The organism is Azospira sp. I09 (assembly GCF_009177135.1).
GTDB lineage: Bacteria > Pseudomonadota > Gammaproteobacteria > Burkholderiales > Rhodocyclaceae > Azospira > Azospira oryzae.
Genome location: NZ_AP021844.1, coordinates 3,443,724 through 3,466,223, shown reverse-complemented (window position 1 = coordinate 3,466,223; position 22,500 = coordinate 3,443,724). Strand labels below are relative to the sequence as shown.

The 22,500-nt window shown below is 66.6% G+C and carries 12 protein-coding genes; 10 read left to right on the top strand and 2 right to left on the bottom strand.

Features of this window, described 5'->3' with window-relative positions:
- Nucleotides 1-16: 16 nt before the first annotated feature.
- Nucleotides 17-2,560 (bottom strand): putative bifunctional diguanylate cyclase/phosphodiesterase, encoded by a 2,544-nt coding sequence (locus AZSP09_RS16265; protein ID WP_014236653.1) that lies wholly within the window; start codon nucleotides 2,558-2,560, stop codon nucleotides 17-19.
- A 181-nt stretch (nucleotides 2,561-2,741) separates the two neighbouring features.
- Between AZSP09_RS16265 and AZSP09_RS16260 the strand changes: the two genes are divergently transcribed.
- From AZSP09_RS16260 to gap, 5 genes are all read left to right on the top strand, one after another.
- On the top strand, nucleotides 2,742-6,587 hold the full coding sequence (locus AZSP09_RS16260; RefSeq protein WP_152090636.1) for an EAL domain-containing protein: 3,846 nt from the start codon (nucleotides 2,742-2,744) through the stop codon (nucleotides 6,585-6,587).
- A gap of 69 nt (nucleotides 6,588-6,656) precedes the next feature.
- Entirely contained in the window at nucleotides 6,657-7,655 is a 999-nt protein-coding gene (locus AZSP09_RS16255; protein WP_152090635.1) for a class 1 fructose-bisphosphatase, read from the top strand.
- A gap of 20 nt (nucleotides 7,656-7,675) precedes the next feature.
- Complete coding sequence (locus AZSP09_RS16250; protein WP_152090634.1) at nucleotides 7,676-8,551, top strand: phosphoribulokinase; 876 nt, start codon at nucleotides 7,676-7,678, stop codon at nucleotides 8,549-8,551.
- Between the two features lie 185 nt (nucleotides 8,552-8,736).
- Nucleotides 8,737-10,722, top strand: coding sequence for a transketolase (gene tkt / locus AZSP09_RS16245; RefSeq protein ID WP_152090633.1), 1,986 nt, complete (start codon nucleotides 8,737-8,739; stop codon nucleotides 10,720-10,722).
- Nucleotides 10,723-10,783: 61 nt separating this feature from the next.
- Nucleotides 10,784-11,812 (top strand): type I glyceraldehyde-3-phosphate dehydrogenase, encoded by a 1,029-nt coding sequence (gene gap / locus AZSP09_RS16240; RefSeq protein ID WP_014236648.1) that lies wholly within the window; start codon nucleotides 10,784-10,786, stop codon nucleotides 11,810-11,812.
- 104 nt (nucleotides 11,813-11,916) lie between these two features.
- Here gap and AZSP09_RS16235 read toward each other — a convergent pair whose 3' ends face one another.
- Nucleotides 11,917-12,471, bottom strand: a complete 555-nt coding sequence (locus AZSP09_RS16235) for a hypothetical protein (protein ID WP_152090632.1) — start codon at nucleotides 12,469-12,471, stop codon at nucleotides 11,917-11,919.
- 242 nt (nucleotides 12,472-12,713) lie between these two features.
- Between AZSP09_RS16235 and AZSP09_RS16230 the strand changes: the two genes are divergently transcribed.
- From AZSP09_RS16230 to AZSP09_RS16210, 5 genes are all read left to right on the top strand, one after another.
- Complete coding sequence (locus AZSP09_RS16230; protein ID WP_152090631.1) at nucleotides 12,714-13,760, top strand: type I glyceraldehyde-3-phosphate dehydrogenase; 1,047 nt, start codon at nucleotides 12,714-12,716, stop codon at nucleotides 13,758-13,760.
- A 55-nt stretch (nucleotides 13,761-13,815) separates the two neighbouring features.
- Nucleotides 13,816-15,000 carry a phosphoglycerate kinase gene (locus AZSP09_RS16225; RefSeq protein WP_014236645.1) on the top strand — a complete coding sequence of 395 codons (1,185 nt, stop codon included), beginning with the start codon at nucleotides 13,816-13,818 and terminating at the stop codon, nucleotides 14,998-15,000.
- Between the two features lie 199 nt (nucleotides 15,001-15,199).
- Nucleotides 15,200-16,396 (top strand): efflux RND transporter periplasmic adaptor subunit, encoded by a 1,197-nt coding sequence (locus AZSP09_RS16220; RefSeq protein WP_152090630.1) that lies wholly within the window; start codon nucleotides 15,200-15,202, stop codon nucleotides 16,394-16,396.
- A gap of 6 nt (nucleotides 16,397-16,402) precedes the next feature.
- Nucleotides 16,403-19,474, top strand: a complete 3,072-nt coding sequence (locus tag AZSP09_RS16215) for an efflux RND transporter permease subunit (RefSeq protein WP_152090629.1) — start codon at nucleotides 16,403-16,405, stop codon at nucleotides 19,472-19,474.
- Between the two features lie 180 nt (nucleotides 19,475-19,654).
- The gene (locus AZSP09_RS16210; RefSeq protein ID WP_172974781.1) at nucleotides 19,655-22,477 is read left to right on the top strand and encodes a PAS domain S-box protein; all 2,823 of its coding nucleotides are present in this window, start codon (nucleotides 19,655-19,657) and stop codon (nucleotides 22,475-22,477) included.
- Nucleotides 22,478-22,500: the final 23 nt, after the last annotated feature.

Genomic DNA, 22,500 nt, shown 5'->3' with positions numbered 1-22,500 from the left:
CCGGCCCGCCCCGTGCTCAGGCGGGCTTGCGGATTTCCCGGTCGGGACGGCCGATGTAATAGCCCTGGGCCATGTCCATGCCCATGCGCTTCAACTCGTCCAGCACCTCGCCGGTCTCGACGAATTCGGCAATGACCTGGATGCCCAGTTCGTGGGCCAGGGACTGCATGCTCTGGACGAAGGCCCGATCCTTGGTGCTGTGCAGGATATTGACCACGAAGTCCCCCTCCACCTTGAGGAAATCCACCGGGAAGCGGCGCAGGTAGTGGAAGGAGGAGAAGCCTGAACCGAAGTCGTCGATGGCCAGCTTGAAGCCGTCGAACTTCAGGTCGTTGAGGAAGCGCTCCATCAGGGCCAGATTCTTCACCGTATCCCGCTCGGTGATCTCGAAGACAATGCGCTCCGGCGGAATACCGGAATCGGCCACGATCTGGCGCAGGGAGCGGGCGAACTCGTTGAGCACCATGGCCCGGGGCGAGAGGTTGAGGAAGATGTAGCCCTCGTGCCCCTCCGCCGCCAGCTTCTGCAGGGCCAGTTCGATCACCAGGCAGTCGAGGCGGTGGATGACACCGATTTTCTCGGCGATCTCGACGAACTCGTCGGCCCGCATGATTTCCCCGTCCACCTCGATGCGGGACAGCACTTCGTAGCCCACCACCACGCCGGCCTGGACATCCAGGATGGGCTGGAAGAAGGGAATCAACCGCCGTTCGTCGATGGCCTTGAGGATGGTGACGCTCTTCTGGGAGATGTCGCGGAACACTTCCATGACGTCGTCCGCCGTGGGAATGGCGACCCGCTCCTTACCCTCCGCCTTGGCCTTGTACATCATGTTGTCGGCGAAGAGGAAGAGGTCCTTGGGCTCGGTGGCGTGGTCCGGATACACGGCCAGGCCGATGGAAGCCGTGCCGTGCACCACGTCGCCGTTGAAGGCGGTGACGCTGCTCTGCCGGGAGGCCTCGAGAATGCGCTGGGCGATGACGGAGGTCTGCTCCAGGTCGGCCTCGGGCAGGATCACCACGAACTCGTCGCCGCCATAGCGGGCGAAGATGTCGCCGCTGCGCAGCACCTGCCGCACCTCCCGGGCGAAGGCCTGGAGGAACTTGTCGCCCACCGCATGGCCGTAGTTGTCGTTGACCAGCTTGAAGTTGTCCAGGTCGATCAGCAGCAGGCCGAAATGCTCGTCGTGGCGCGAGGAACGGTCGATCTCGTAGCCGATCATTTCCCAGAACACCCGCTGGTTGAAGAGGTCCGTCAGGGGGTCCCGGGTGGCGTAGTACTCCAGGTCCTTGGTGTACTTGTAGATAGCCTTCACCGACCCCACCACGTTGAGCAGGGTGGACAGCACGGAATCGAGCACCAGGTGGCGGGTATCGTCCTCCAGCTCGTCGGCCTGGACGCCGATGCCGACGATGCCGCCGATCTTCGGCGTATCGACGAAGAAGGACTTGACCCGCAGCTGCACCTCCTCCTCCGCCAGCTCCACCTTCTCGCCACCGGGCTTGGCCACGTGGTGGTTGATGGTGAAGGAGGTGATGACGGAGAAGCGGGGATTCTGCTTCAGCACTTCCCGGATGTGGCTCTCCACCCGCTGCTTGGTGGCGGCGGAGGGCTCCCGGTACCAGAAAATCTCCAGGTCGAAGAGCTCGTCGTCGATCTGGAAGATGGAGAAAAGCACGTGGGCGTTCATCACCTTGTTGATGTCCACCACCAGGTGATTCACGTATTCGGTCCAGTCGCGGATGATGTCCGAGGTGATGACGAACTTCTCCAGCAGGCCGATCTCGAACTTGAGCATGTCCTTGTCCACCGCCACGGCCCGCAGCTTGGCCACCAGCTCCTCGACGGCGCAGACGATGCGGGTCAGCTCGGCGAAGCCGGGGCGGCTGCCGCGCAGTTCCAGCTTGCGCAGGTCCGATACCGCATTGACGCCGGCCACGCCCTCCTCCACATGGCGCAGGGCGCCTTCCAGCCGGTGGTTCACCCACCACACGGCCAGCAGCGCCAGCAGCAGGCCCAGAGGCATGAGGATGGCCAGGGACCAGGAGAATTCGGCCCGGGCCTGGTCCACCAGGCCGCCCACGTTCTGCCGCACTTCGATCAGGCCCAGCACGTCGCCCACGGCGGCGTTGTCGTGACAGCGCAGGCAGCGGTTTTCCGCCTGCAGGGGATAGATGAAGCGGATGAAGGAGCCCTGCATGGACTCCTGGGGCTTGCCGGCGGAAAAACCCTGGCGCAGCAGTTCATCCAGGGGCGGCTGCTCGATGGCGCCGAAGAGGGCCTCGACCTTGGGGCCGCGATAGATTTCCACGGTGGCGTTGGAACCCCGGGTGGCGTCGCGCATGCCCTGGAGGAATTTTTCCACCTGGTCGCGGCGCCAGCCGGTGCTCATCAACTCGTACATGGAGACGAATGCCATGCGCGCCATGGTGTTGGCGCCTTCCCGGGCATGATCCCGTACGGTGCTGTCGAAGGAGCGGCTGACGGCCCAATAGCTGCCGCCAAAAAAGAGCAACCCAACCAGGATGGAGGTCGCCAGGACGAACGTTCGGATTTTCATGGGGTTCCCTGAGCCAAGCTTTATATTTGTATGACATCGAAGGAGGCACCCCCGTACCTCCCTATGCTGTCGGCAAATTACTATACCCCCCCCGCCAGGAGCAAGCCGGAAAGCGCAAATCCGGCCCATGGAATCTGGGATAATGGCGCCTGTCCCCCCTGCCAGCACCCCGGCCCCAGCCATGTCCCTGCGCCGCGAAACCCACCTTCAGGCGACCGTTGTCGTCGTCTTCTTTTCCCTGGCCGTCAGCCTGGGGCTGGCCAACATCTATCTATCCCACAGCGAGGAGGCAGCGGTACGCGTCCGCACCTTCCAGGAACTGCGGGCCGTGGCCGACCTCAAGGCCCAGCAGGTGGCCGCCTGGCGCAGCGAACGGCAGGCCCAGGCAAAATCGTGGCAGGACAGCCTGCACCTGGAGCGCCTGCTCGAGGCCCCGGGCAAGGCGGCAGAACTCCAGGCCAACCTGCAGAAGAGTCTGGGCCCCCTGGCCGAATTGCCGGAGAACCGGGCCTACCTGCTGCTCGACGACGACGGACGGGTGCGCTTCAGCACCGCCGCCCCACCCCAGGACAGCAGCGTCAGTGAAGCCACCCGGGACCTGCTCAAGGTCGCCGAATACAGCGACCAGCCCCAGCTAAGCGACCTGCAGCTGGACCCCCAGGGCCATGCCTTCATCGACCTGGCCGCCGTCATCCGCAGCCCCCGCAGCGGCCAGCGTCTGGCCTTCCTGGTGCAGCGGATCGACCCCGGCGCCGTCCTCTTTCCCCTCATCCAGGCCCGTCCGGTGCCCAGCGCCACCGCCGAGACCCTTCTGCTGCGCCAGGACGAAAGCGACTTCCTGGTGCTCAACGAACTGCGCCACCGCCAGGACACGGCCCTCAAGCTGCACCTGCGGCGGGAGGAAAGCATGCTCGGCGCCCCGGCCACGGCCGCGCCCCAGCAGGAGGGTGTCGACTACCGCCGCCAGCTGACCCTGGCCACCAGCCAGCAGGTGGCGGACACCCCCTGGATCCTGGTGACCAAGGTGGATGCGGAGGAAATCCTCTCCCCGGTGCGCCAGCGCAATTTCCTCACCTACGGCGTCTCCCTGCTGTTGCTGGCCGGGGGTGGCGCCTTCACCCTGTACCTGCTGCGCCAGCAGCGCAAGTTCTTCGCCGAGCGCCACGAACGGGAACAACTGGCGGCGGAGGAACTGCAGCGCACCCAGGACCGCCTGCTGGAAGCCCAGCGCATCGGCCACATCGGCAGCTGGGAGCGGGACCTGCGCAGTGGCCGCCTCTGGTGTTCCGAGGAAGCCTACCGCCTGGTGGGCCTGGACCCGCGCGAGCCCCTGACCTACGCCCACTTCCTGGAGCTGGTGCACCCGGAGGACCGGGACAAGGTGCAACAGGCCACCGACCACAACGCGGCCAAGGAGGAAACCTTCGCCGTCGAATACCGGGTGCTGCTGCAGGACGGTCGCCTGCGCCACTTCATCAACCGGGGCCGACTCTTCTGGGATGCCCGGGGCCAGCCCCTGCGGGCCAGCGGCACCACCCAGGACATCACCGAACGCAAGCTGGCGGAAGAAGAATACCGGCGCCAGTCCACCCAGCTGCGGGCAGTGCTGCAGAACATGCCCCAGGGCATCAGCGTCTTCGACGAGCATCTGCGCCTGCAATTGTGGAACGAAGGCATGCGGGAAGTCCTGGGCCTGCCCGCCGAAGCCCTCTACCGCGGGGTGCCCTTCGAGGACCTGGTGCGCTACCCGGCCCAGCGGGGCGAGTATGGCCCCGGCGATCCGGAACAGCACGTGCAGGAACGCAAGGCCCTGGCCATGCAGTTCAAGCCCCACCGCTTCGAGCGCACCCGCCTGGACGGGCGCACCACCCTGGTCCAGGGCGAACCCCTCTTCGACGACGGCCAGCTCACCGGCTTCATCACCACCTACACCGACATCAGCGAAAGCAAGCGCAACGAACAGGCCCTGCGCAACCAGAACGCCATCCTGCAGAACATCCTGGAGAACCTGCCGGACGGCGTCAGCCTGTACGACCCGGAGCAGCGCATGATCGCCTGCAACGAGCGCTTCCGCACCCTGCTGGACCTGCCCGACACCCTCTTCGCCCAGGGCTACCCGACCCTGGAGGACATGGTCCGCTTCAACGCCCGCCGCGGCGAATACGGCCCGGGGGACGAGGAACGGCGCACCCGGGGCGTGCTGCGGGCCCTGCAGCGGCCCAACAACACCGCCGTCCTGCGGGAGCGGCCCGACGGCACGGTGCTGGAGATCCGCCAGGTCAACCTGGGGGACGGCAGCACCATCATCATCTACACTGACATCACCGCCCGCCACCGGGCCGAGGCCGAGCTGAAGCTGGCGGAAAAGGTCTTCGCCAACAGCCCAGAAGCCATCATGATCTGCGACCAGGGCAACCGCATCATCTCGGTGAACCGGGCCTTCTGCGACATCACCGGCTACGCCCAGGAGGAAGTGCTGGGCCAGGATCCGCGCATGCTGGCCTCGGGCCGCCACGACAAGGACTTCTACCGGCAGATGTGGGAAATCCTGCGGGACACCGGCGCCTGGGCCGGGGAAATCTGGGACCGGCGCAAGAACGGCGAGATCTACCCCAAGTGGATGACCATCAACGCCGTGCACGACACCCAGAGCGGCGCCCTCACCCACTACATCACCCTCTTCTCCGACATCACCGAGCGCAAGGAGACCGAGGCCCGCATCCACCACCTGGCCCACCACGACCCCCTCACCGGCCTGCCCAACCGCTTCACCCTGGAAGCCCGCCTGGAGCAGTCCCTGGCCGATGCCCGGCGCCATGGCCACAAGGTGGCGGTGATGTTCATGGACCTGGACCGTTTCAAGACCATCAACGACTCCCTCGGCCACGCCGTGGGCGACTCCCTGCTCATGGAAATCGCCCACCGCCTGCGCTCCGCCGTGCGGGAATCGGACACGGTGGCCCGCCTCGGCGGCGACGAGTTCGTGGTGGTGCTGCCCGACGTGGAAGGGGCCAACGATGCGGCCCACGTGGCCGGCAAGATCATCGAGGACGTGGCCCGCAGCCTGCGGGTCGGCGCCCACGAGCTGCACACCTCCGCCTCCATCGGCATCAGCCTCTATCCGGACGACGGCGAAACGGTGCCGACGGTGATGCAGAACGCCGACACCGCCATGTACCACGCCAAGGCCATCGGCCGGAACAACTTCCAGTTCTTCGCCTCGGCCATGAACCGGGCCGCCACCGAGCGCCTGGAACTGGAACGCAAGCTGCGCCAGGCCATGGTCAATGACGAGCTGGAGCTGCACTTCCAGCCCCAGTTCGCCCTCGCCGCCGACCGGGTCACCGGGGTGGAGGCCCTGCTGCGCTGGCGCCATCCGGAGGACGGCCTGATCCCGCCGGACCGCTTCATCCCCATCGCCGAGGAAACCGGCCTCATCGTCGGCATCGGCGACTGGGTGCTGCAGGCCGCCTGCCGCCAGCTCAAGGCCTGGCTCGACCAGGGCCTGCCGCCCCTGCGCATGGCGGTGAACCTGTCCACCCGGCAGCTGAAGGAAAAGGAGTTCCCCAGCCGGGTGGCCGCCATCCTCCAGGAAACGGGCCTGCCCGCCGTGCTGCTGGAGCTGGAGATCACCGAGAGCGGCGTCATGGAACGGCCGGAGGAGGCCATCACCACCCTGCAGGCCCTCAACGACATGGGCGTCACCCTGGCCATCGACGACTTCGGCACCGGCTACTCGTCCCTTTCCTACCTCAAGCTGTTCCCCATCGACCGGCTGAAGATCGACCGCTCCTTCGTGCGCGACATCGAGCGGGACCCGGATGACGCCGCCATCGCCCGCGGCACCATTGCCCTGGCCCACAGCCTGGGCCTGGAAGTGGTGGCCGAAGGGGTGGAAACCTCGGCCCAGCTCGACATGCTGGCGGCCGACGGCTGCGACGAGGTGCAGGGCTACTTCTTCAGCCGCCCCCTGCCGCTGGCGGCCGCCACCGCCTTCCTCGCCCAGCAGGCCGGTAGGGCGGGGTAGAATACCCCTCCGTATCGTTCCCGCCGGGGACCTCACCCATTTTCGCTGCAACCCGCTGCAAGGAATTCCATGTCCCGTACCACCCTTTCCCGCTACCTGATCGAAGCCCAGCGCGACAACCACATCAACGCCGACCTGCGCTTCCTCATCGAAGTCGTCGCCCGGGCCTGCAAGGCCATTTCCATCTCCATCGGCAAGGGCGCCCTCTCCGGCGTGCTGGGGGAGGCCGGCAGCGACAACGTGCAGGGCGAGGCCCAGAAGAAGCTGGATGTCATCTCCAATGAAATCCTGCTGGAAGCCAACGAATGGGGCGGCCACCTGGCAGCCATGGCCTCCGAGGAGATGGACCATCCCCATCCCATTCCCCACCGCTACCCCAAGGGCGAATACCTGCTGATGTTCGACCCCCTGGACGGCTCCTCCAACATCGACATCAACGTCTCCGTCGGCACCATCTTCTCCGTGCTGCGCTGCCCCGAAGGCATGGAGCCCACTGAACAGGCCTTCCTGCAGCCCGGCACCCAGCAGCTGGCCGCCGGCTACGCCCTCTACGGCCCCAACACCCTCCTGGTGCTGACCATCGGCCAGGGCGTGCATTGCTTCACCCTGGACCGGGAAGTGGGCTCCTTCGTCCTGACCCAGGAGAACCTCCGCATCCCCGAGGACACCAAGGAATTCGCCATCAACATGTCCAACCAGCGCTTCTGGGAAGCCCCGGTGCAGCGCTACGTGGGCGAACTGCTGCAGGGCAAGGAAGGCGTGCGCGGCAAGGATTTCAACATGCGCTGGGTCGCCTCCATGGTGGCCGACGTGCACCGCATCCTCACCCGCGGCGGCCTCTTCATGTATCCCCTGGACACCAAGACCGCGGAGAAGGGCGGCAAGCTGCGCCTGCTCTACGAAGCCAATCCCATGAGCCTCATCGTCGAACAGGCCGGCGGCGCCGCCACCACCGGCCGCCAGCGCATCCTGGACCTGCAGCCCACCCAGCTGCACCAGCGGGTGCCGGTGGTCCTGGGTTCGAAGAACGAGGTGGAACGGGTCACCGCCTACCACCTGGAATCCTGAGATATCAGGAGAGGAGGAGCATGTCGGCCAAACACCCCATCATCGCCGTCACCGGCTCCTCCGGCGCCGGCACCACCACGGTCCGGAAAACCTTCGAATCCATTTTCCGCCGGGAAAAGATCAACGGCGCCATTGTCGAAGGCGACGCCTTCCACCGCTACACCCGGACGGAAATGGGCCAGAACATCGAGGCCGCCGAGCGTGAGGGACGCAAGCCGCCCTCCCACTTCGGCCCCGAGGCCAATCTGCTGGCCGAGCTGGAAACCCTCTTCCGCGAATACGGCGAACACGGCACCGGCAAGATCCGCCAGTACATCCACGGTGCCGCCGAGGCCCGCCGCTGGGGCCTGCCCGAGGGCTATTTCACCCCCTGGGAAGCCATCGCTCCGGGCACCGACCTGCTCTTCTACGAAGGCCTGCACGGTGCCTACCAGGACAAGCAGATCGACGTGGGCCGCCATGCGGACCTGCTCATCGGCGTGGTGCCCATCATCAACCTGGAATGGATCCAGAAGATCCACCGGGACACCCGCAGCCGGGGCTATTCCCTGGAGGCGGTGACCCACACCATCCTGCGGCGCATGCCCGATTACGTGCATCACATCACGCCCCAGTTCTCCCGCACCCACATCAACTTCCAGCGGGTGCCGGTGGTGGACACCTCCAACCCCTTCATCGCCCGGGACATCCCGAGCAACGACGAATCCTTCGTCATCATCCGCTTCCGCGACCCCCGGGGCGTGGATTTCCCCTACCTGCTCAACATGATCGGCGACGCCTTCATGTCCCGCCCCAACACCATCGTGGTCCCCGGCGGCAAGCAGGACCTGGCCATGCAGCTGATCCTGACGCCCCTCATCTGGCAACTGGTGGAAGACCGCAGCCGGGGCGCCTGAGCCCGGCAGCTTTCCCGTGGAAAAGGCCGCCGCAACCCCGGACGGGCCGGGACCGGCTGCCGCCATTGCCCTATCCCAGCGGAATTACCCCACCGCGGCAGCCCTTGTGCTGCGGTGAATCTGGAAAAACCCCAGCATTTGGCGGATAATTCCGCCTCTTTCCCGCCTCCCCCCTTCCGGTGACCATGCAATTCAATCCCCTCACCAGCGCCATCCGTGCCCTCGCCATGGATGCGGTCCAGAAAGCCAATTCCGGTCACCCCGGCATGCCCATGGGCATGGCCGAAATCGCCGAAGTCCTGTGGCGGCGCCACATGAAGCACAATCCGGCCAACCCCCGGTGGGCCGACCGGGATCGCTTCGTGCTCTCCAACGGCCACGGTTCCATGCTGCTCTACAGCCTGCTGCACCTGACCGGCTACGACGTCTCCATCGACGACCTGAAGAACTTCCGCCAGCTGCACAGCAAGACCCCTGGCCACCCGGAAGTGGGCTACACCCCCGGCATCGAGACCACCACCGGCCCCCTGGGCCAGGGCATCACCAACGCCGTGGGCCTGGCCCTGGCGGAAAAGATCCTGGCGGCTGAATTCAACCAGCCCGGCCACGACATCGTGGACCACCACACCTACGTCTTCCTCGGCGACGGCTGTCTCATGGAAGGCGTCTCCCACGAAGCCTGTTCCCTGGCCGGCACCCTGGGCCTGGGCAAGCTGATCGCCTTCTACGACGACAACGGCATCTCCATCGACGGCCACGTCGAAGGCTGGTTCACCGACGACACCCCGAAGCGCTTCGAAGCCTACGGCTGGCAGGTCATCCCCAATGTGGACGGCCACAACGCCACCGCCATCGAGGCCGCCCTGCTGCAGGCCAAGGCCGAAGGCAACAAGCCCACCCTGATCTGCTGCAAAACCAAGATCGGCATGGGCTCCCCCAACAAGGCCGACAGTCACGACGTGCACGGCGCCCCCCTGGGCGATGCGGAAATCGCCGCCACCCGGGCTGCCATCGGCTGGAACCACGCCCCCTTCGAAATCCCCGCCGACGTGTACGCCGCCTGGGACGGCAAGGCCAAGGGCCAGGCCGCCGAAGACCAGTGGAACGAACGCTTCGCCGCCTACGCTGCCGCTTTCCCGGCCCAGGCCGCCGAATTCCAGCGCCGCATGGCCGGCAAGCTGCCCGCCAACTGGCAGCAGGTGGTGGATGCCTACATCGCCGACACCGCCGCCAAGGCCGAGAACATCGCCACCCGCAAGGCCAGCCAGAACGCCATCGCCGCCCTGGTGCCGAACCTGCCGGAAGTGGTGGGCGGCTCCGCCGACCTGGCCGGTTCCAACCTGACCCTGTGGAAGGCCGCCAAGGGCGTCACCCGCAAGGACGGCGGCAACTACGTCTATTACGGCGTGCGCGAATTCGGCATGACCGCCATCGCCAACGGCCTGGCCCTGCACGGTGGCCTGATCCCCTACACCGCCACCTTCCTGGTGTTCTCCGACTACGCCCGCAACGCCATCCGCATGGCGGCGCTGATGAAGCAGCGCCAGATCATGGTCTACACCCATGACTCCATCGGCCTGGGCGAGGACGGCCCGACCCACCAGCCGGTGGAACACGTGCCTTCCCTGCGCCTGATCCCCAACCTGGACGTGTGGCGTCCCGCCGACTCCACTGAGACCGCCGTGGCCTGGGCCAATGCCGTGGAACGCCATGACGGTCCTTCCGTCCTGGCCCTGTCCCGCCAGAACCTGCCCAATGTCACCGCCGGCATCAGCGCCGAGACCATCCGCCGCGGCGGCTACGTGCTGTCCGAGGCCAAGGGCGAAGCCCAGGTGGTGCTGATCGCCACCGGCTCCGAGATCAAGCTGGCCCTGGATGCCCAGAAGGCCCTGGGCGACGAGGGCATCGCCGCCCGTGTCGTCTCCATGCCCTGCGTCGAAGCCTTCGAACGCCAGGACGCCGCCTACCGGGAACAGGTGCTGGGCACCTGCCGCAAGCGCGTCGCCATCGAAGCGGCCCACTCCGGCCTGTGGCACAAGTACGTGGGCCGTCACGGCGCCGTGGTCAGCATCGACCGCTTCGGCGAGTCCGCCCCCGCCGGCAAGCTGTTCGAGATGTTCGGCTTCACCGTGGCCAATGTGGTGAAGACCGTCAAGGAAGTGCTGGAATAAAAGGAAGGGGTGCCCCGGCCACGGGGCGCGTCAGGTTTTTTAGATAGAGGAGAGAAGTGCCATGGCTATCAAGGTTGCCATCAACGGTTTCGGTCGTATCGGTCGCTGCACCCTGCGGGCGATCTACGAGCAGGGTCTGCAGAATGAGTTCGACGTGGTTGCCATCAACGCCTCCGGCGACCTGGCCACCAACGCCCACCTGCTGAAGTACGACACCACCCACGGCCGCTTCGGCACCTCCGTGGAGACCGAGGGCGAGAACTGCATCATCATCGATGGCAAGAAGATCCCCTTCTACTCCACCAAGAACCCCAAGGACATCGACTGGTCCAAGCACGGCGTGGAAGTGCTGCTGGAATGCACCGGCGCCTACACCACCAAGGAAAAGGCCCAGGCCCTGCTGCAGCAGGGTGCCAAGCGGGTGCTGATCTCCGCCCCCGGCGGCGACGACGTGGACACCACCATCGTCATGGGCGTTAACGAAGGCGTGCTCAAGGCCGACATGACCGTGGTCTCCAACGCCTCCTGCACCACCAACTGCCTGGCCCCCGTGGCCAAGGTGCTGGCCGAGAGCGTCGGCATCAAGCAGGCCCTGATGACCACCGTGCACGCCTACACCAACGACCAGGTGACCGTGGATGTGCGCCACAAGGACCTGCGCCGCGCCCGTGCTGCCGCCGCCAACATCATCCCCACCAAGACCGGCGCCGCCAAGGCTGTCGGCCTGGTGCTGCCCCAGCTGGCCGGCAAGTTCGATGGCTTCTCCCTGCGCGTGCCCACCATCAACGTCTCCCTGGTGGACCTGACCTTCACCGCCGAGCGCGCCACCACCAAGGAAGAGATCAACGAGCTGATGACCGCCGCTGCCAAGGGCCCCCTGAAGGGCATCATGGCGGTGAACAACGAGCCCCTGGTTTCCTCCGACTTCAACCACACCACCGTCTCCTCCACCTTCGATGCCACCCAGACCCGGGTCATCAAGGGTGCCGACGGCTCCGTGCTGGTGAAGGTGCTGGCCTGGTACGACAACGAGTGGGGCTACTCCTGCCGCATGCTGGACGCCGCCCGCGCCTGGATGGCTGCCAAGTAAGCGCAATCCTACCCAAGGCAAAAAAAGCCGCCGGTTCCCGCAAGGGGCCAGCGGCTTTTTCATTGGGCACCCACCCGCTAATCAATAGAAATAGGAGACCGCTCTTAGGTCGACGTACGCTGGTTGATGGTGGCCCGCAGCAGTTCGAAATCAGGCATACCGGCCGGAGAAACACCACCCTCCTGAACTTGGGCCTGATATTGGCTCACAGCTCGAGCAGCCCGAATCTGGCCCATCTGTTCCTGGGAAGCTGGATTTTCCTCTTCCTTCTTCGCCAGTAAGCGCTCCCTCATGCGCTGTGCGATTTCCGACTCCAGGGCCTCCCGTTTCTCTGCCGGCATGGCGGCCAGGTCATCTTCGGTCAGGCCCATCTCCTTCAATATCGCATCCCGCATATGCTCTGCCGGAGACTTGCTCAGGTAATCATCCAGTTCCTTGCGCAGGGAATCCCGCTCTGCTTTGGCCGCAGCCGCCTTTTCTTCAGCCTTCTGGGCCGCACTTTTGGGAGCCTCTTGGGTCCCGGCCACACTGCCGGAGGAAGCACCGCTGGCAGCCACGTCGTCGATGCTACTCTTGCCGCCTCCTGCCTCCACGGAATTACGATTGGCGCCGAGGCGCCCCACGTTTTGCACGTGGCTGAAGATGCTGCCGATCTGCATGATAGGCTCTCCCAAAAAATAACGACCTCGCCATGCAAACGGCGTACCAGAATGTAAATTCCCTTTGAGAACAAAGGACTTCGCCGACCTGGTGAATATTTGCCGCCTGCCCGGGGCAAAAAAATGACGGCAAGGTTGGCCGGCCCCGGCCATCCTTGCCGGGCAAAACCCTGTCGGCCTCTCGGATTTAGGGCCACAACCCTGTAAAATCACGGCCTTCATCCATATCCTACTTGGCCCCCGTGTCCGGCTCCCTCCCCCCCCTTCGTCTTGCCATCAACGGTTACGGCCGCATTGGTCGCTGCTTTCTGCGGGCCCTGCATGAACGGGGACTGGCGGACCGATTCCAGGTAGTTGCCATCAACGAACCGGCCAACAGCGAGAGCATCGCCTACCTGACCCGCTTCGACTCTACTCACGGCCGCTTCCCCGCCCCGGTGGAACTGCAGGACGGCACCCTGGTCATCGACGGCCGCAGCATCCAGCTGACCCACGCCGACACCCCCGAGGGAGTGGACTGGCGCAGCCTGAAGGTGGATCTGCTGGTGGAATGCTCCGGCCAGTACAGCAACCGGGCCGGCCTGCGCCGCTTCCTCGAGGCCGGCTGCCCCCGGGTGCTGCTGTCCCACCCGGCCAACAGCGCCGCCGACGTGGATGCGACGGTGGTCTACGGCCTCAACCACGGCCGCCTCAACGGCGACGAGCGCATCGTCTCCAACGCCTCCTGCACCACCAACGCGGTGGTGCCGGTGCTGGAGCTGCTGGACCGGGAGCTGGGCCTGGAACAGGTGCTGCTGACCACCCTGCATTCGGTGATGAACGACCAGCCCCTGGTGGACGGCTACCACCACAGCGACCTGCGCCGCACCCGCTCCGCCATGCAGTCCATGATCCCGGTCTCCACCGGCCTGGCCCGGGGCGTGGAGCGCCTGCTGCCGGGCCTCAAGGGCAAGGTGCTGGCCAAGGCCATCCGGGTGCCCACCCTCAACGTCTCGGCCATCGACCTCACCGTGACCCTGGCCCAGGATGCAGACGTGGCGGGCCTCAACGCCCTGCTGCAGATCGCTTCCAACGGCCCCTGGAAGGGCGTGCTGACCACCTCCGCAGCCCCCCACGCCTCCATCGACTTCAACCACGACCCCCATTCCGCCATCGTGGACCTGAGCCAGACCCGGGCCGGCGGCGCCCGCCTGTTCAACCTCTTCATCTGGTTCGACAACGAATGGGGCTTCGTCAATCGCATGGTGGACGTGGCCCAGCGCTGGCATGCCGGCTGGTCCCGGTCCTGAACATCCCATTCACCGCACCGCGCCTCATCACCAAATTCAACGCAAGGAGACTTCCATGAACGTTCTCAAACTCGCCGACCTGGATGTGAAGGGCAAGCGCGTCTTCATCCGCGCCGACCTCAACGTACCCCAGGACGAGACCGGCCGCATCACCGACGACACCCGCATCCGCGCTTCCGTGCCGGCCATCCAGATGGCCCTGGAAAAAGGCGCCGCGGTCATGGTCACCTCCCACCTGGGCCGTCCCACCGAAGGCGAGATGAAGCCCGAGGACAGCCTGGCCCCCATCGCCCACCGCCTGGCCGAGCTGCTGGGCCGCAAGGTGCCGGTGATCGACAACTGGGTGGACGGCGGCTTCGAGGTGAAGCCCGGCGACGTGGTGCTGCTGGAAAACTGCCGCGTGAACAAGGGCGAGAAGAAGAACAACGACGAGCTGGCCCAGAAGCTGGCCAAGCTGTGCGACGTCTATGTGAACGACGCCTTCGGCACCGCCCACCGGGCCGAGGCCACCACCCACGGCATCGCCAAGTACGCTCCCGTGGCCTGTGCCGGCCCCCTGCTGGGCGCCGAGCTGGACGCCCTGGGCCGGGCCCTGGAAAACCCCAAGCGCCCCCTGGTGGCCATCGTAGCCGGCTCCAAGGTCTCCACCAAGCTGACCATCCTCAAGTCCCTCGCCGGCAAGGTGGACCAGCTCATCGTCGGCGGCGGCATCGCCAACACCTTCATGGTGGCCGACGACCTGCCCATCGGCGAATCCCTGGCCGAGCTGGACCTGGTGGAAGAAGCCCGCAACATCATGGACATGATGGACGAGCGCGGCGCCTCCGTGCCCATCCCCGAAGACGTGGTGGTGGCCAACGAACTGTCCGTCCATGCCCGCGCCAACCGGGTGGACGCCAACGACGTGCAGCCCGACGACATGATCCTGGACATCGGCCCCAAGACCTCCGCCAAGCTGGCCAGCATCATCGCCCACGCCGGCACCATCGTCTGGAACGGCCCGGTCGGCGTCTTCGAATTCGACCAGTTCGGCGGCGGCACCAAGATGCTGGCAGCCGCCATCGCCCACTCCCCGGCCTTCTCCATCGCCGGCGGCGGCGACACCCTGGCCGCCATCGCCAAGTACGGCATCGAGAAGCAGATCGACTACATCTCCACCGGTGGCGGCGCCTTCCTGGAATTCCTCGAAGGCAAGAAGCTGCCCGCCGTGGAAGTGCTGGAGCAGCGCGCCAACGGCTGATCCTGCAACCCGGCACCTGCCATGGAAAGGCGGCCTCCGGGCCGCCTTTTTACATTTTGCAACGTTTGCCCCGGCCGGGGCCCGGGGTGGCGATGGAGTAGAATTGCCCGCTGCCAAATCGCCGCCGCCCTTTCGCCTGCGGCCCTGTCGCCCGCCGCCGCGCCACGCCGGCGGCAGGCCGGAACCACGAGACTCCGCCATGCCCCACCGCAAACACCGCTACGCCGTCATCGCCCTTGCCGCCGCCGGAATCGTCGGCCTGGGCTGGGTCGCCTACAACGCCAACCGGGCTCCCGGCGGGCCCCAGGCCCCGGCAGCGGCCGGCGCCAAGGCGGGCGGCGCCGGCGCCCCGGCAGCGCCCCTGCCGGTGGAAACGGCGCTGGCGGCGCCCCAAAGCATCACCGACGAGGCGGCGGCGGTGGGTACCCTGCGCTCCAACGAATCCGTGGTGCTGCGGCCGGAAACGGCGGGACGCATCGCCAGCATCGGCTTCAAGGACGGCGTGCCGGTGGCCAGGGGCACAGTGCTGGTGGCCCTGGATGCAGCCACCCAGGAGGCGGAACTGCAACAGGCCAAGGCCAACCACGCCCTGGCCGTGACCAATTTCAAACGCACCGAGGAACTGCTGGCGAAGAAGTTCATCAGCCAGCAATCCCTGGACACCAGCGCCGCCAACCTCAAAGTGCAGGAGGCGGCGGTCGCCCTGGCCGAGGCCAAGCTGGCCAAGACCCGCATCCGGGCGCCCTTTGCCGGCGTCGTCGGCATCCGGGAGGTGAGCGTCGGCGACTACGTCAAGGAAGGGGCGGACCTCATCAACCTGGAGGACATCCGCACCCTGAAGCTGGATTTCCGCCTGCCCGAGCTGTACCTGAGCCGCCTGCAAAAGGGCCAGGCCGTGGAAGTGAGCGTGGACGCCCTGCCCAACCAGGCCTTCAAGGCGGTGCTGGACGCGGTGGATCCCCTGGTGGATGCCAACGGCCGCGCCATTTCCCTGCGCGCCCGCCTGGACAACCCGGAGCTCAAACTGCGTCCCGGCATGTTCGCCCGGGTGCGCCTGCTCTTCGGCAACCGGGACGGGGTGCTGATGATCCCCGAGCAGGCCATCGTCTCCGGCGGCGGCAAGCAGACCGTGTTCCGCATCGAGGAGGGCAAGGCGAAGAAGGTGGAAGTGAAGACCGGCCTGCGCCGCAATGCCCAGGTGGAAATCCTCTCTGGCCTGGCGGCGGGGGACCGCATCATCACCGCCGGCCAGCTCAAGGTGCAGGATGGCAGCCCGGTGAAGGCCGTGGATGCTGCCCCCCAGCCGGCCCAGGAGGCAGAAGGGACGGGCATCTCCAAGCCCCCTGCCGCCACCGCCGCGCCCCAGGCCGCCCCCGGGCCGGCCAAGCAGGGATAAGCCGCCATGCTGCTGTCCGACATCTGCATCCGCCGCCCGGTGTTCGCCACCGTGCTCTCCCTGGCGGTGATGCTCATCGGCCTGGTCTCCTACCAGCGCCTCTCGGTGCGCGAATACCCGAAGATCGACGAACCGGTGATGACCGTCACCACCACCTACCGGGGCGCCTCGGCGGAAATCGTCGAATCCCAGATCTCCAAGCCCCTGGAGGATTCCCTGGCCGGCATCGAGGGGGTGGATGTGCTGACCTCCATCTCGCGCCAGGAAAGCAGCCAGATTTCCGTGCGCTTCCGCCTGGAGCGCAATCCGGATTCCGCCGCCTCGGACGTGCGCGACCGGGTCTCCCGGGTGCGCAACCGGCTCCCCGACGACATCGACGAGCCGGTCATCGCCAAGGTGGAGGCCGACGCCAGCCCGGTCATCTGGCTCGCCTTCTCCTCCGAAAAGCATTCGCCCCTGGTGGTCACCGACATCGCCAACCGGGTGGTCAAGCCGCGCCTGCAGACCCTGCCCGGGGCCGCCGACGTGCGGGTCTTCGGCGAGCGCAAGTTCGCCATGCGCATCTGGCTCGACAAGGACCGCCTGGCGGCCCACCAGATCACCGCCCAGGAGGTGGAGGACGCCCTGCGCACCCAGAACGTGGAAGTGCCCGCCGGCCGCATCGAGAGCCGCCAGCGGGAATTCGCCGTGCTGGCCCAGACCGACCTGAAGGAACCGGAACAGTTCGCCGCCATCGTGGTGAAGACGGTGAACGGCTACCCGGTGCGCATCCGGGACCTGGGCCGGGTGGAGATCGGCGCCGCCGCCGAGCGCACCAACGTCCGCTTCGGCGGCAAGCCGGCGGTGAGCCTGGGCCTGATCAAGCAGTCCACCGCCAATCCCCTGGACCTGTCCCGGGCCCTGCGGGCCGAGCTGCCGAAGATCGCCGCCGAGCTGCCCGACGGGCTGAAGGTGGAAATCGCCTACGACTCCTCGGTCTTCATCGACCGCTCCATCGAATCGGTGTTTTCCACCATCGGCGAAGCGGTGATCCTGGTGCTGCTGATCATTTTCTTCTTCCTGCGCAACCTGCGCGCCACCCTCATTCCCCTGGTCACCATCCCGGTGTCCCTGATCGGCGCCTTCGCCCTCATGTTCGTCCTCGGCTTCACCATCAACACCCTGACCCTGCTGGCCCTGGTGCTGGCCATCGGCCTGGTGGTGGACGACGCCATCGTGGTCCTGGAGAACATCTACCGCCACATCGAGGAAGGCATGCCGCCGATCCAGGCCTCCCTCCAGGGGGCCAAGGAAATCGGCTTCGCCGTGGTGGCCATGACCATCACCCTGGCCGCCGTCTATGCCCCGGTGGCCTTCATGACCGGCCGCATCGGCAAGCTCTTCATCGAATTCGCCCTGACCCTGGCCGGCGCCGTGCTGGTCTCCGGCTTCGTCGCCCTGACCCTGTCGCCCATGATGTGCTCGGTGCTGCTGCGGCACGAGGAAAAGCACGGCAAGGCCTTCGTCGCCATCGAGAATTTCCTCAACTGGCTCAACGCCGGCTACCGCCGCATCCTCGGCGCCGCCCTCAACCGGCGCTGGATGGTCCTGGTGGGCTTCGCCGTGGTGGCCCTGGGCTGCGTCGGCATGCTCAAGCTGCTCAAGTCCGAGCTGTCCCCCATCGAGGACCGGGGCGTCATCTTCGGCATTTTCAACGGCCCCGAAGGCGCCACCCTGGAATACACGGACAAGTACGCCCGCCAGATCGAGAATATCTACGCCGCCATTCCCGACGCTGCCAACTACTTCGTCGTCTCCGGCAATCCCATCGTCTCCCAGGGCTCCGCCATCCTGCGCCTGAAGGACTGGAAGGAGCGCCAGCACAGCTCGCCGGAAATCGCCAAACAGCTGCTGCCCCGCTTCAAGGACATCCCCGGCGTCATGGCCTTCCCGGTGACGCCACCGTCCCTCGGCCAGAGCGCCCGGGAACGGCCGATCAACTTCGTCATCGTCAGTTCCGCCTCCTACCAGGAGCTGCAGGCCACCACCACCAAGTTCCTGGCGGCAATGGCCAAGAGCCCCCTGTTCCTCAATGTGGACACGGACCTCAAGCTCAACCTGCCCCAGCTCTCCGTGGCGGTGAACCGGGACAAGGCGGCGGACCTGGGGGTGCCCGTGGAAACCGTCGGCCGCACCCTGGAGACCATGCTCGGCGGCCGCCAGGTGACCCGCTTCAAGCGGGACGGCGAGCAGTACGACGTGATCGTCCAGGTCAGCGACGCCGACCGCGCCAATCCCCGGGACATCAGCGACATCTACGTGCGCGGCAAGAGCGGCGAGATGATCCCCCTGGCCAACCTGGTGCAGGTGGACGAGACCATCAGCCCCCGGGAGCTGAACCACTTCGGCCAGCGCCGCGCCGTCACCATCACCGCCAACCTGGCCCCCGGCTCCACCCTGGGCGAGGGCCTGGCGGCCATGGAAGGAATCGCCGGAGAGGTGCTGCCGGCCGGCTACGCCGTCGATTACAACGGCCAGTCGCGGGAGTTCAAGACCTCCACCGCCTCCCTGGCCCTCACCTTCATCCTCGCCCTGGCCTTCATTTATCTGGTGCTGGCGGCCCAGTTCGAAAGCTTCCGCGACCCCTTCATCATCATGCTGACGGTGCCCCTGTCCATGGCCGGCGCCCTGCTGGCCCTGCTCCTCAGCGGCGGCACCCTCAACGTATACAGCCAGATCGGCCTGGTCACCCTGGTGGGCCTGATCACCAAGCACGGCATCCTCATCGTCGAATTCGCCAACCAGCTGCAGGAGCAGGGGCGCAATGTCAGGGAAGCGGTGATCGAGGCGGCGGAACTGCGCCTGCGCCCCATCCTCATGACCACCGGCGCCATGGTGCTGGGCGCCATCCCCCTGGCCCTGGCCCGGGGCGCCGGCGCCGAATCCCGCTCCCAGATCGGCTGGGTCATCGTCGGCGGCCTGCTCCTGGGCACCTTCTTCACCCTCTTCGTGGTGCCCACGGTCTATACCCTGATGGCCCGGCGCAAGGGCATGGACCGGGTGGCGGCGGAACAGGCCCGCCACGGCCTGCCCACCTGAGCCGCCCCCGGCCCGTCACCCTGAAAAAGCCGCTGCCCAGCGGCTTTTTTTTCGCCTCCGGAATGCCGACTGGATCAAGAATGGCGACAAAATCCCTGGGGACGGACATGCCATTGAGTTAGCATAAATCCCGCTTTGCCAATGACTTGGCGCCACCTGCCTTCGCCACCGGACCCGCCCATGAGCCTCAAGCACAAAATCTGGCTGCTCACCTCCGCCATCATCCTGGGCATCATGGCGGCCGACTTCGCCGTCGGCTACCGCAGCATCGAGGCCGGCATCCGGGACGAGCTGACCCGGGACGCCCAGAACATCCGCGGCATGCTGATGGCCACGCGCCGGGTGTATCACCAGCAGTTCATGGCCAGCGGCCTGCCCATCAATGCCGACACCGTGGGCTTCCTGCCGGCCCACGCCCTCTCCCGCATCTCCGCCGACTTCAAGGAATGGAGCGACAGCGGCCTCTTCTTCAACAACGTTTCGGACCGGCCGCGCAATCCGCAAAACCAGGCCGACGCCGACGAGATGGCGGCCATCGCCTGGTTCCGCGCCAACCCCAAGGCCAACGACCGGCTGGTGGAAATCCGGGGCCAGAACAACCGCAGCTTCTATCACTACACCGCCCCCATCTGGGTCGAGGCCTACTGCCTGGCCTGCCACGGCGAGCGCAGCCAGGCCCCCGGCTCCATCGGCAACGACTACGACCAGGCCTACGGCTACCAGGTGGGCGACCTGCGCGGCGTCATGAGCATCAAGCTGCCGACGGAGCAGCTGCGCCAGCGGGAATACGGCGCCTGGCTGCACAACTTCCTCATCCGCCTGGGCGGCTACCTGATCCTGCTGCTGACCCTGGGCAGCTACCTCAACCGGGCCTTCGTCGGTCGCCTGGCACGGCTGCAGCGCAGCGTCGGCGACATGGCCGCCGGCAACTACGACACCCGCAGCGACGATGCCGGCGGGGACGAGATCGGCGCCCTGGCCCAGGACTTCAACCGCATGGGCGAGGAAATCCGCCACCGCACCGAAGCCCTGCAGCAGAGCGAGGCCCGCTTCCGCCGCCTGTTCCAGGAAGCGCCGGTGGGCCTGGCCTATGTGGACCAGACCGGCACCATCGTGGACCGCAACCGGCGCTGCCTGCAGATGTTCGGCTACTCCGTCGAGGAAATGCCGAGCCTGGAACAGTGGTGGCTGCGGGCCTACCCGGACCCGGACTACCGGGCCCAGGTCATGGCCGACTGGCAGCAGGCGCTGGCCGCTGCCGCCAACCACGACGGCGACATTGCGCCCATCGAGTGCAACGTCACGGTGCGCAGCGGCGAGGAGCGCATCGTCCTCGTTTCCGGCATATCCCTGGGCGGCGAATTCCTCGCCTGCTTCTACGACGTCACCGAGAGCCGCCAGGCCGAACGCATCGCCCGGCAGTACGAGGCCATCGTCCGTTCCTCGGACGACGCCATCCTCAGCAAGACCCTGGACGGCATCGTCACCAGCTGGAACCGGGGGGCCGAGGAGCTGTTCGGCTACAGCGCCGCCGAAATGGTGGGCCGCTCCGCCCTGCACCTGTTCCCACCGGAGTGCCTGGCGGAGGAACGGGACATCCTGGAACGCCTGCGCCGCGGCGAAACGGTGAAGCACTTCGACACCCGCCGCATCCGCAAGGACGGCCGCATCGTCGACGTCTCGGTCACCATCTCCCCCCTCCTGGACGGCGAGGGCCGGGTTCTGGGCATCTCCAAGATCGCCCGGGACATCACCGCGCGCAAGGCCGCCGAGGCCGAGCTGCAGCGGCACCGCCAGCGCCTGGAGGAGCTGGTGCAGGAGCGCACCCGCCAGCTGGAGGAGCTGAAGGATGCGGCGGAATCGGCCAACGTGGCCAAGAGCGCCTTCCTGGCCAATATGAGCCACGAAATCCGCACCCCCCTCAACGCCATGACCGGTCTCACCCATCTGATCCGCCGGGCCGGCCTCAAGCCCCAGCAGGCCGAGCACATGGACAAGCTGGAGGCGGCCGCCCAGCACCTGCTGGGGGTGATCAACGCCATCCTCGACCTGTCCAAGATCGAAGCCGGCAAGTTCGCCCTGGAGGAGGCGCCCGTCCGCGTCGAAAGCCTGCTCGGCAACGTCGCCTCCTTCCTGCAGGAGCGGGTCCAGGCCAAGGGCCTGGTGCTGCGCACCGAAGCCCAGCCCCTGCCGCCCCACCTGCTGGGGGACCCCACCCGGCTGCAGCAGGCCCTGCTCAACTATGCCGGCAATGCCCTCAAATTCACCGAGCAGGGCAGCATCACCCTGCGGGTGCACACCCTGGAGGAAGGCGAGGCGGACGCCCTGCTGCGCTTCGAGGTGCAGGACACGGGCATCGGCATCCCGCCCGAGGCCATGCACAAGCTCTTCTCCGCCTTCGAGCAGGCCGACAACAGCACCACCCGCCGCTACGGCGGCACCGGTCTGGGCCTGGCCATCACCCGCAAGCTGGCCCAGCTCATGGGCGGCGAGGCCGGTGCCAGCAGCGAGCCGGGCCGGGGCAGCACCTTCTGGTTCACCGCCCGCCTGAAAAAGGGCAAGGAGCGCTACGGCAACGGCGCCCCCCTGGCCGGCGGCAACGCCGAACAGCGGCTGCGCCAGGAGTTCGCCGGCCGCACGGTGCTGCTGGCCGAGGACGAGCCGATCAACCAGGAAATCACCAAGTTCATGCTGGAGGACGTGGGCCTGCGGGTGGAGCTGGCGCCGGACGGCAAGGTGGCGGTGGAAAGGGCCCGCGGCAACGACTACGCCCTGATCCTAATGGACATGCAGATGCCCCTCATGGACGGCCTCGACGCCACCCGGGAAATCCGCCAGCTGCAACGCCACCGCCAGACCCCGATCCTGGCCATGACCGCCAATGCCTTCGCCGAGGACAAGGCCCGCTGCCTGGGAGCCGGCATGAACGACTTCATCGCCAAGCCGGTGAACCCGGACGTGCTCTACGCCACCCTGCTGCAATGGCTGCTTCAGGACCGCTAGGCGCGGCGCCGGGGCAAACGAAA